This is a genomic window from Nonomuraea lactucae (assembly GCF_003313395.1).
Taxonomy (GTDB): Bacteria; Actinomycetota; Actinomycetes; order Streptosporangiales; family Streptosporangiaceae; genus Nonomuraea; species Nonomuraea lactucae.
This window is the reverse complement of sequence record NZ_QNFZ01000203.1, coordinates 1-7,459: the sequence shown is the minus strand read 5'-3', so window position 1 is coordinate 7,459 and position 7,459 is coordinate 1. Positions and strand designations below refer to the sequence as shown.

Sequence of the window (7,459 nt, the reverse complement as noted above, 5' to 3'; positions counted from 1 at the left end):
GCGGACACGCAGGACCAGGCGCGGGTGGCCGCGCCGGAGCGGGCGCTGGCGGACGGCGCCGACCTGCTGGTCATCGGCCGCCCCATCACCGCCTCACCGGATCCGGGCGCCGCCGCCGCCGCCATAGCCGCCGCCCTCCGCCGCACCACGCCCTCCTGAGCCCGCGCACAAGCCTTCTCGCCACTCGGGACTACGCACGAACCTTCTCGCCGGTTCGGGACTCGCGAGCCTTCCTGCCGTCCCGGGACGGCTTGCGAGCCTCCTCCCGGGGCCTCGGACGAGCCTCCTGCCGTCCCGGGACACTTGCGAGCCTCCTGCCGTTCCGGGCCTCGTACGAGCCCTTGGGGAATGCTCCGCGTGCAAGATCGAATGATGCCACGAACCCCGTCCCGGCGCCACGGGAATCCCCATCTCCGTGGGTTTGGGACGCAGGTGGGCGCGGGTTTCGGACGTCAATGATCGACAGGAATGTGATCGACGTCCCATTCGGCGCACCTCCCGTGTGCCCGTCGGTGAAGCGGGAAGTGAGGACGATTTGATCAGCTGACTGTAGTTTTACCTGCACGGAAAGTGATGAAGTGGATTTTGTAGCGAGAGAAACCGCCTTTGACGTTGCTTAGGGGGCGATGACCAGCTAGTTTCCCTTCCCGTCCGAGTACATCGACAGAAATTCGAGGTGACCCGGCGTGGCTCTTCCTCCCCTGACCCCTGAGCAGCGCGCCGCAGCCCTAGAGAAGGCTGCAAAGGCCCGTAAAGAGCGTGCCGAGGTCAAGAACCGGCTCAAGCATGGCGCGGTTTCTCTGGCTGAGGTGCTCAAGGATGGGCAGACCGACGACGTCATCGGCAAGATGAAGGTGTCGGCACTGCTGGAGTCGCTCCCCGGCGTGGGCAAGGTCCGCGCCAAGCAGCTCATGGAGCGGCTTGCCATCGCCGAGTCCCGCCGCGTGCGGGGCCTCGGCGCGAACCAGAGGGCCTCCCTCGAGCGCGAGTTCGGTGGCAACGAGAGCTAATCTCGGTTCCACACGAAACGCGGGTTCAGCGGGGGGTGGGAAGTGACCGACAGGTCCCGGTCCGGCGGTGCACGGGTTCACGAGGCGGTCCGCACCGGGACGAAGGTCGGCGGCTTCCTCCCCTCGGCTGACAGGCGGCTGACGGTCCTGTCGGGGCCGTCGGGCGTCGGCAAGTCCACGGTCGTCGCCGAGCTCCGGCGGGCACACCCAGAGGTGTGGCTGTCGGTCTCGGTGACCACCCGGCGGCCCCGGCCCGGCGAGGTGCACGGGGTCCACTACTTCTTCGTCGACGGCGAGGAGTTCGACCGGCTCGTGGGGGCCGGTGAGCTGCTCGAGTGGGCGGAGTTCGCGGGCAACAGATACGGCACGCCGCGCGACGCGGTGCTGGAGAAGCTCGCCGCGGGGGTGCCCACCCTGCTGGAGATCGACCTCGAAGGCGCCAGGCAGGTGCGGCGCAGCATGCCGGACGCCCTCCTGGTGTTCCTGGCCCCGCCCTCGTGGGAGGAGCTGGAGAAGCGGCTGCGCGGCCGCGGCACCGAGCCCGAGGACGTCATCGCACGCCGCCTGGATGCCGGCCGGGTGGAGATGGCGGCCGAGAAGGAGTTCGACCTCACGCTGGTGAACACGGATGTCAAAGACGTGTGCCACCGGCTGATAGCCTTGATGACTGACCCTCTGGGGGTCACGACAACCACCAACCGAGAGGTCTGACAATCGTGGCAGGCATTGCCCCGGTCGCTGAGGGCATCACCAACCCGCCGATCGACGCGCTGCTCGACATCGTCGACAGCAAATACTCCCTGGTGATCATGGGCGCCAAGCGGGCCCGCCAGATCAACGCCTACTACTCCCAGCTCGGCGAGGGCCTGCTCGAATACGTCGGGCCGCTGGTCGAGACGCACGCGCAGGAGAAGCCGCTGTCCATCGCGCTGCGCGAGGTCTCCGAGGGCCTGCTCAACGCCGAGCCCATCGAAGGCGCGGTCTGACCCCTTCGATGAAGGTCGTCCTTGGCGTCAGCGGGGGCATCGCGGCCTACAAGGCGTGCGAGCTCCTGCGCCTGTTCACCGAGTCAGGGCACGAGGTGCGGGTCGTCCCGACCCGAGACGCCCTGCGGTTCGTGGGCGAGCCCACCTGGGCCGCACTGTCGGGCCATCCGGTGACGGCCGAGGTGTGGGACGACGTTCACGAGGTCCCGCACGTCCGCATCGGCCAGGCCGCCGACCTCGTCGTGGTCGCGCCCGCGACCGCCGACGTGCTGGCCAGGGCCGCCCACGGGCTGGCCGGCGACCTGCTCACCAACACGCTGCTGACCGCCCGGTGTCCCGTGGTGTTCGCGCCCGCGATGCACACCGAGATGTGGCAGCACCCCGCCACCCTCGCCAACGTCGCGACACTGCGCGAGCGGGGCTCCATCGTGATCGACCCCGCCGTGGGCCGGCTCACCGGCGCCGACACCGGTCCTGGCCGCCTGCCCGATCCGGCCGAGATCTTCCAGATCTGCCTGCGCGTGCTGCGCGGGCGCCCGCGCGACCTGGCCGGGCGCAAGGTCGTCGTCTCCGCCGGCGGCACCCGCGAGGCCATCGACCCGGTCCGCTTCATCGGCAACCGCTCCTCCGGCCTGCAGGGCTACGCCCTGGCGCGCACCGCGGCGGCGCGCGGGGCCGAGGTGACCCTGGTGGCCGCCAACGTCGCCCTGCCCGACCCGGCCGGGGCCACGGTCGTGCGGGTGGAGTCCACGACGGAGCTGCGCGAGGCCGTGCTGACGGCGTCGGGCGGGGCCGACGTGGTGGTGATGGCCGCGGCCGTCGCCGACTTCAGGCCCGCCACGCGGCACGAATCCAAGATCAAGAAGTCGGACGGCGAGCCCGAGCCCATCCACCTCGTCAAGAACCCCGACATCCTGGCCGAACTGGGCGAACGCCGCCCGTCCCATCCGCAGGTGATCGTGGGGTTCGCGGCGGAGACCGACGACGTGATCGCCAACGGCCGCGACAAGCTCCGCCGCAAGGGCTGCGACCTGCTCGTCGTCAACCAGGTCGGCCCGGGCCTGGCCTTCGGCACGCCCGACAACGCCGCCACCGTGCTCGTCGCCGACGGCGACCCGGTCGAGGTGCCGCGCGGTCCCAAGGAGGACGTGGCCGACGCCGTCTGGGACCTGGTCGCCGCCCGCCTCACCTGACGGTTCTCACATCCCCATCACCTGACGGTTCTCACGTCCCTTCGCCGGTCCCTCAAGGCGCCTGGTTCGCGCCTTCAGGCGCCGTCGCAGCCGTACCGACCGGTATGCGAATCACCTGTTGCGGTGCCCCGAATGCCTACGGATACTTGGCACGAAGGGGGACCAATGCCGGTGAGTTCCGCTGTCTGGGATCGCTGCAGGACGTTGCTGGGCGCCCAGGAGGAGATCCGCTACGTCTTCCCCGCGCTGTCCATCGGGCCGCCGGGAGCCGCCAACTACCTGATCGTGGTCACCGGCAACGGCATCTCGGTGCTCGCCACCAGGATGCTGCGCGGCGACCGCCCCGTGTCGGTGCACGCGACCTTCCCCCGCCACACCAGGCTGGGGCCGATCATGCGGGCGGCCGGGCCGCTGATCGAGCTGGGCTCCATGGCGTTCGAGTTCGACGAGGAGTACGCGGCGGTCGTCGCGGCGGCCGACGCCGAGGTCTTCGCGCCGGAGACGCTCCCGCCCGATCCGCTGCCGGACTTATGAGATCAATGACATAGCCCGTATGGTGTGGCGATTTCGCGACGAGGCGCCGGGTAGGGCTAGACTTCGGCGAGGCCCTGGCCCGTCCACCTGCCGGAGCCGCACATCCGTCAGCAGCCGCTGCATGAGGAGACACCGAGTTGTCACGTCGCCTGTTCACCTCCGAGTCGGTCACAGAGGGCCACCCGGACAAGATCGCCGACCAGATCAGTGACGCGATTCTCGACGCCATGCTCAAGGACGACCCCAGGAGCCGGGTCGCCGTCGAGACGATGATCACTACCGGCCAGGTTCACGTCGCAGGCGAGGTGACGACCGAGACCTACGTCGACATCCCGGGCGTCATTCGCGAGAAGATCCTGGAGATCGGCTACGACGCCTCCCACAAGGGCTTCGACGGCGCCTCGTGCGGCGTCTCGGTGTCGATCGGCGCGCAGTCCCCCGACATCGCGCAGGGCGTCGACGACGCCTGGGAGCACCGGGTCGACGGCGACGTCGACGAACTCGACCGGCAGGGCGCCGGCGACCAGGGCCTGATGTTCGGCTACGCCTGCCGCGACACGCCCGAGCTCATGCCGCTGCCGATCATGCTGGCCCACCGCCTCGCCCACCGCCTGTCGAACGTCCGCAAGTCCGGCACGGTGCCCTACCTCCGTCCCGACGGCAAGACGCAGGTCACGATCGAGTACGACGGCGACAAGCCGGTCCGCCTCGACACCGTGGTCGTCTCCACGCAGCACGCCGCCGAGATCGACCTGCGCGAGATGCTGACGCCCGACATCAAGGAGCACGTGGTCGACCCCGTGCTCGCGGGGCTCGACATCGAGACCGAGGGCTACCGGCTCCTGGTCAACCCGACCGGCCGCTTCGAGATCGGCGGCCCGATGGGCGACGCCGGCCTGACCGGCCGTAAGATCATCATCGACACCTACGGCGGCATGGCCCGCCACGGTGGCGGCGCCTTCTCCGGCAAGGACCCGTCCAAGGTCGACCGTTCCGCCGCCTACGCCATGCGCTGGGTCGCCAAGAACGTCGTGGCCGCCGGCCTCGCCGACCGCTGCGAGGTCCAAGTGGCCTACGCCATCGGCAAGGCCCAGCCGGTCGGCCTCTTCGTGGAGTGCTTCGGCACCGAGCAGATGCCGGTGGAGAAGATCCAGGACGCCGTGCTCCAGGTCTTCGACCTCCGCCCGGCCGCCATCATCCGCGACCTCGACCTGCTGCGCCCGATCTACTCCGAGACGGCCGCCTACGGCCACTTCGGCCGCGAGGGCTTCTCCTGGGAGTCGACGGACCGCGCCGAGGCGCTCAGGACCGCCGCCGGTCTCTGACCGTTCGCTCGCGGATGCCGCGTTCCTGCCCAGGAACGCGGCATCCGCGCGTTCAGGGCCCGCCGACGCCGGGCGCCGGAACGACGCCCCGCGGCAGGCGCCCCTCGGGACGGCGCCCCTGGAAGTGCACTCCGTGAGACGGCGGCCCTCGGGAGGCCAGCCTTTGGGAAGGCGCCTCTCAGGACGGCGCCTCTCAGGAGGGCGCTGTTTGGGACGGTGCTCCCTTTGGGACGGCGCCCCCTTGGGACGGCGTCCCCTCGCGAGGGCATGGGGCGGGAGGGCGCCGCGAGCGGGGGTCGGCCTCTCGTGCGATCGCCGGAGTGGTCTCGCAGGTCGTGGCGTCTGGTAGACGTAGTCCGTGACCGACTCCGAGGACGCCCTCCTGCCGCTCGACGCCGTGCGGCCCGCGGTCGTGCCGTCCAAAGGAGCCCCGGTTCCCGCGCCCTCGCAGCCGGTGGCCAGGGTGGCGGTGGACAACCCGCTGCCCCACCTCGACCGGCCGTTCGACTACCTGGTGCCCGCCACGATGCACGACATCGCCCAGCCGGGGGTGCGGGTGCGGGTGCGGTTCGCCGGGAAGCTGGTCGACGGGTTCCTGCTGGAACGGGCCGAGCACAGCGACCACACCGGCAGGCTCGCGCCGCTGGAGCGGGTGGTCTCGGCCGAACGGGTGCTGACGCCTGAGATCGCCGGGCTGGCGAGGGCGGTCGCCGACCGGTACGCGGGGACCCTGGCCGACGGCCTGAGATCGCCGGGCTGGCGAGGGCGGTCGCCGACCGGTACGCGGGGACCCTGGCCGACGTACTCCGACTGGCCGTGCCACCCCGGCACGCCAGGACCGAGGCGGAGACCCCGAAGCCGGCCCCCGCCACACCCACCCCGCGACAGGCCGCCCCCGCCACACCCACCCCGCGACAGGCCGCGCCGGCCGGCCCGCGTGGCCCCCTCAAGGAGCCTCACACGACCGTGCCCCCCGAGAGCCCCTCGGCTGAGGGCTCCACGGAGGACGTGCCGTCAGAGGGGCGGCCCTCCGACGGCCGCGCCGCGCCTCACCCGGCGAACACCGAGCCACCCCCGAGGCGGGCGGCGGGGGGTGTCGCGGGCGGGAGGCCAGGAGAGAGCCGGAGTGGCGACACCCGGGCCGACCTGAGCGGCGCGAGGGCTTGGGAGGCGTACCCGATGGGGCCTTCGTTCCTCGACGCGCTCAGGAGCGGCCGGGCGCCACGAGCCGTGTGGCAGGCGCTCCCGGGCGGCAGCGGATGGGCCGAGGCGGTGGCGGAGGCGGTGCGGGCGACGCTGGACGGCGGCCGGGGGGCGGTCGTGGTCGTTCCGGACGGCAAGGACGTGACGTCGGCCGACGCCGCCCTGAGCCGGGCACTGGGGACGGGAGCCCATGTGGCGCTCACCGCCGACCTCGGGCCCGCCGAACGCTACCGGAGGTGGCTGCGCCTCCTCAGAGGCCAGGCGCGGGCGGTCGTGGGCACGCGGGCGGCCATGTTCGCCCCGGTGGCCGAGCTGGGGCTCGTGGCCATCTGGGACGACGGCGACGACCTGCACGCCGAACGCCTGGCGCCCTACCCGCACGCCCGCGAGGTCCTCGCGCTCAGAGCGCACCGGTCCGGCGCGGCCATGCTCATCGGCGGCTACACCCGCACCGCCGAGGCGACCCAGCTCATCGCCACCCGCTGGGCCCGTTCGATCCTCGCGACCCGGCAGACGATCAGAGGCCTCGCCCCTCGGGTACGCCCCGCCGGAGAGGATGCCGAGCTGGCCAAGGACCAGGCCGCGCGGGCGGCGAGGCTGCCCAGCCTGGCCTGGCGGGCGCTGCGGCAGGGCCTGGAGGAAGGGCCCGTGCTGGTGCAGGTGCCGCGGCGCGGCTACGTGCCCGCGGTGGCCTGCCAGCACTGCCGCGCCCCGGCGCGCTGCACCCTCCCGCCGACCCGCTTCAGCGGCCCGTCCCGCCTTCTGGACCCCGCGTACGGCCCCGGCACGGGACACGGCCCCGGCACAGGACACGGCCCCGGCACGGCTCCCGTTCCGGCCGGGGCGCCGTCCCTCTTCGGGGCGCATGCCGGTTCCGGACCGCATGCCGGTTCCGGACCGCATGCCGGTTCCGGACCGCATCCCGGTTCCGGACCGCATCCCGGGACCGGAGCTCATGCCGGGGCAGGAGCGGGGGCCGGGGGGATGCGAGAGGGGCAGGGGCTTGCCGCGGGGGCCTACGCCGTGACCGAGGGCGAATCGCTCTGTCACGGGCCTCTCGCCCTCAGGGCCGGGCATGCCGCTCCCTACTGCCGCTGGTGCGGGCGGGTGGACGCCGGGTGGCGGTGCGCGCGGTGCGGTGGCCCGAGGCTGCGGGCCGTGGTCGTCGGCGCGCGGCGCACCGCCGAGGAACTGGGCCGGGCCTTCCC

The 7,459-nt window shown here is 72.2% G+C and carries 7 protein-coding genes and 2 pseudogenes; all 9 read left to right on the top strand.

All coding sequences use genetic code 11. The annotated features are described in order from the left end of the window. The coding region (locus DQW85_RS12790) for an orotidine 5'-phosphate decarboxylase / HUMPS family protein (protein WP_205315077.1) at positions 1–159 on the top strand (159 nt) is incomplete at its 5' end. 527 nt (positions 160–686) lie between these two features. Further along, positions 687–1,010: an integration host factor, actinobacterial type gene (mihF, locus tag DQW85_RS12785; RefSeq protein WP_020541698.1), complete on the top strand. Its 324-nt coding sequence runs from the start codon at positions 687–689 to the stop codon at positions 1,008–1,010. 138 nt (positions 1,011–1,148) lie between these two features. Further along, positions 1,149–1,721, top strand: a complete 573-nt coding sequence (gmk, locus tag DQW85_RS12780; protein ID WP_240197133.1) for a guanylate kinase — start codon at positions 1,149–1,151, stop codon at positions 1,719–1,721. A gap of 5 nt (positions 1,722–1,726) precedes the next feature. Beyond that, the gene (gene rpoZ, locus DQW85_RS12775; RefSeq protein WP_101783051.1) at positions 1,727–1,996 is read left to right on the top strand and encodes a DNA-directed RNA polymerase subunit omega; all 270 of its coding nucleotides are present in this window, start codon (positions 1,727–1,729) and stop codon (positions 1,994–1,996) included. Between the two features lie 8 nt (positions 1,997–2,004). Further along, on the top strand, positions 2,005–3,189 hold the full coding sequence (gene coaBC / locus DQW85_RS12770; protein ID WP_113700539.1) for a bifunctional phosphopantothenoylcysteine decarboxylase/phosphopantothenate--cysteine ligase CoaBC: 1,185 nt from the start codon (positions 2,005–2,007) through the stop codon (positions 3,187–3,189). 165 nt (positions 3,190–3,354) lie between these two features. Further along, positions 3,355–3,723, top strand: coding sequence for a hypothetical protein (locus DQW85_RS44430; protein WP_205315076.1), 369 nt, complete (start codon positions 3,355–3,357; stop codon positions 3,721–3,723). Between the two features lie 137 nt (positions 3,724–3,860). Further along, the gene (metK, locus tag DQW85_RS12760) at positions 3,861–5,048 is read left to right on the top strand and encodes a methionine adenosyltransferase (RefSeq protein WP_113700538.1); all 1,188 of its coding nucleotides are present in this window, start codon (positions 3,861–3,863) and stop codon (positions 5,046–5,048) included. Positions 5,049–5,406: 358 nt separating this feature from the next. Beyond that, a pseudogene (locus tag DQW85_RS48185) lies at positions 5,407–5,733 on the top strand (primosomal protein N' family DNA-binding protein); the annotation flags it as partial. A gap of 281 nt (positions 5,734–6,014) precedes the next feature. After that, positions 6,015–7,459, top strand: a pseudogene (locus DQW85_RS45800) (primosomal protein N'); the annotation flags it as partial.

Excerpts from the sequence above, each read along its gene's own strand:
- coaBC (WP_113700539.1), top strand. The coding sequence starts at position 2,005 with ATGAAGGTCGTCCTTGGCGTCAGCGGGGGCATCGCGGCCTACAAGGCG.
- DQW85_RS44430 (WP_205315076.1), top strand. The coding sequence starts at position 3,355 with ATGCCGGTGAGTTCCGCTGTCTGGGATCGCTGCAGGACGTTGCTGGGC.